Origin of the sequence: Arthrobacter sp. HMWF013 (assembly GCF_003061105.1) — a bacterium.
In the GTDB taxonomy this organism is placed as follows: Bacteria; Actinomycetota; Actinomycetes; order Actinomycetales; family Micrococcaceae; genus Arthrobacter.
Map to the genome: position 1 here is coordinate 1 of NZ_QAIQ01000373.1, position 2,034 is coordinate 2,034.

Below are 2,034 nucleotides of genomic sequence, written 5' to 3' on the forward strand. Positions count from 1 at the left end.
GTTGTGGGGAAAGGCCGACGCCGGTGCTGCCGCGGGCGCTGCTGCCGGTCCTGCCGCGGGCGCGGCCGCCGGTGTCGCCGGACCCGGCTCCGCGGAAGGGCCGTGGGCCGGGCCAGACTACCCGGGCGCGGTGCGTCAGCCGTGGTTTACGGTCCGCGGGATGCGTTACGGCAAGGAGATCCTCCTGGGTGCCGGGCTGCTCCTGGTCGCCGGCATCCTGATCGCCCAGCTCCTGGGTATCGATGTACCGCTGGGGACCCTGATTCCCGCCGCCGCAGTCCTTGGCGGTGCTTCCATTGCGTGGATGCAACTGGATGAGACGCGCCGGGCCGGTCTCGTGGACAAAACCAAGGCCGATCAGGCCGGCGGCTGGGCGCGCCTCGCCGCGGGGCTGGCGCTGGTGGTTGCCGGTGTCCTGGTGATGGTGTCCGGCTCCGGGTCCTGGGAACAGACCTGGCTGGCCCTCCTGGCCTCCGTGGCGGTGCTCGGCGGAGTGGTGCTGGTCCTGCTGCCGTGGGCATTGAAATTCTGGCGGGAGCTGGAGGCGGAGCGGGCCGGCCGGGTCCGTGAGACGGAGCGGGCCGAGATCGCGGCCCATCTGCACGATTCCGTGCTGCAGACTCTCGCCCTGATCCAGCGCCGTGCCGGCAACGAGCATGATGTTGTCCGCCTCGCCAGGGCACAGGAACGGGAACTCAGGGGTTGGTTGTTCCAGGATCCGGGCAAGGACGCCGGGCAACTCTCCGACCGCATCAAAGCGGTGGCTGCCGAGGTGGAAGACCTCCTCGGCAACGCCGTTGAGGTGGTCAGCGTGGGAGACACAGCCATGACCGAAGCCCACGAAGCCCTGGTCCAGGCCAGCCGTGAGGCCATGCTGAACGCCTCCCGGCACGGTGGCGGAGCTGTGTCCGTCTACCTCGAGGTCTCCGGCGAGAATACCGAAATCTTCATCAAGGACCGTGGGCCTGGATTCGATCTGCAGGACGTTCCCGAAGACAGGCTGGGGGTCCGGGAGTCCATCATCGGCCGGATGCGGCGGCACGGCGGAGCCGCGTCCATCACCAGCACGCCCGGGGGCACCGAAGTCAGGCTTCGGATGCCGGCGGGGTTGCCGGGGGCACAGACTGCCAACGTGGAAGGGAAATCATGAGCAACGTGCAAGGGGGCGGAAACGGCCCGGTCCGGCCTGCGAGGTCGGTACGTGTGGTGATCGTGGATGACCACGCGATCTTCCGCTCCGGCCTCAAGGCCGATCTCGATGAGAGTATCCAGGTGGTCGGCGAGGCTGCCACCGTGGAGCAGGCCATCGCCGTGATCGCGCAGGAACGTCCGGAGGTGGTGCTTCTGGATGTGCACCTGCCAGGCGGCCTTGGCGGCGGCGGGCGGGAAGTCATAGCGGGTTCAGCGTCCCTGCTGGCCACCACCAAATTCCTGGCGCTGAGTGTTTCTGACGCCGCCGAAGATGTGGTGGCAGTCATCCGTGCCGGTGCGCGCGGCTATGTCACCAAGACCATTTCCGGCGCCGAGATCACGGACGCCGTGTTCCGGGTGGCGGGCGGGGACGCCGTGTTTTCGCCACGCTTGGCTGGATTTGTGCTCGATGCCTTTGGGACCGCGCCGGCCGATATAGCCGATGAACTGGACAAACTCTCCGCCCGCGAACTCGAGGTCATGCGCCTGATCGCCCGCGGCTACAGCTACAAGGAAGTTGCCAAGGAGCTGTTCATCAGCATCAAGACCGTGGAAACCCACGTGTCCGCGGTGCTCCGGAAGCTCCAGCTGTCCAGCAGGCACGAGCTGACCAAATGGGCCGCCGAGCGCCGCCTCCTCTAAGCATCCGCCACCCCCCCAACGCTCTCTCACTTAACGCAACCTTTCCCCAACGCTCTCTCACTTAATGTCGCTTAACGACAAACGCTCTCTCACTTTCCTCAAGAAAGTGAGAGAGCGCCCGTGCATTTCCTGCATTAAGTGAGAGAGCGTGCCTACCGGGCCTTGCCGAGGAACTCCTGGAGCCGCGCCACACCCGTGGCG

Annotated in this window: 2 protein-coding genes; both read left to right on the top strand. The window is 66.7% G+C overall.

What is annotated here, in order from left to right; genetic code table 11:
* The coding region (locus DBR22_RS13805; RefSeq protein ID WP_258229201.1) for a sensor histidine kinase at window positions 1–1,150 on the top strand (1,150 nt) is incomplete at its 5' end.
* Entirely contained in the window at window positions 1,147–1,833 is a 687-nt protein-coding gene (locus tag DBR22_RS13810; protein ID WP_108599485.1) for a LuxR C-terminal-related transcriptional regulator, read from the top strand. The genes DBR22_RS13805 and DBR22_RS13810, both read left to right, overlap by 4 nt.
* The last annotated feature ends 201 nt before the right edge of the window (window positions 1,834–2,034 follow it).